The organism is Bartonella sp. MU70NMGDW, assembly GCF_042194085.1.
Taxonomy (GTDB): domain Bacteria; phylum Pseudomonadota; class Alphaproteobacteria; order Rhizobiales; family Rhizobiaceae; genus Bartonella; species Bartonella grahamii.
In genome coordinates, this window is record NZ_JBHIMK010000457.1 from 1 (window position 1) to 937 (window position 937).

General features: G+C 28.4%; 1 pseudogene. It reads left to right on the forward strand.

Going from position 1 to position 937, the window contains the following annotated elements:
• Positions 1–165: pseudogene (locus ACFIKE_RS11605) on the forward strand (glycerol-3-phosphate dehydrogenase); the annotation flags it as partial.
• Between the last annotated feature and the right edge of the window lie 772 nt (positions 166–937).

Below are 937 nucleotides of genomic sequence, written 5' to 3' on the forward strand. Positions count from 1 at the left end.
CTTTATGAAGTAGAAGTAAAATGGTTGATGGAAAAAGAATGGGCTAAAGCATGTGAAGATGTGTTATGGCGTCGTTCAAAACTTGGTCTCCTCTTTAATGAGCAAGAGGTTGATACTCTTTCTTCCTATATGCAAAACCAACAAGAGATTGAACAACGTTTGTGATCATTTCATTTTACAGATTTTATCTGCAATATTGTAAAATATTTTCCTTCAAAAGATGCTGATGTCAGTCATACATATTAAAAATACAATGGTTGTCTATGTCCTAATTTTAGTTTTTTTTGCAAGAATCATAAAATAGCAAAATTAGATAGAATATTTAGGAGGAAACTTGTTTATCTTATAAAGTAAAATCCAAGAATATTACAAAGAATAACGCATTGAGAAAAAATAATTTATAATTAGCTTCGTATGAAATCAGGATTTTTATTCTTTCTTTAGGAGAAAATAAATATATTTTCTGTAGCATTTATTTGCACAATAATTAAAAAAAATCTAAAGAAAATTAAATCTATCATGAAAAATTGTATAATGTGTTAGTTTAGCATTTATTATCTTAAACGCTGTGCTAAATCATATAAGGGTGGAGGCTTGATGAGCGTAAGAAGAACTTGTAAATGAGTTTTTTATATTATAGTGAAAATCTTCTTTTTTTCATGTTTATATACCTGAACACTAATCGATGAGAAATGCGATATTGTGTTTTATCATGATTGATTGTAGGAAACCTTGATATCAATGAAAATAATGAGTTGTTATTATACTCATGATAGTATAAGAGAATAAAACTTTCTGTAAACTAAAAGTAAGTATTTTTCTATGTATAAAGAGAGAGTTATAGAGACATGAGAGTAATGCCCTCATGATATTTTACAACCTTCCATCGCCTGTAAAATTTGCAGTAGCACCAATGTTGGATTGGACAGACCGACAT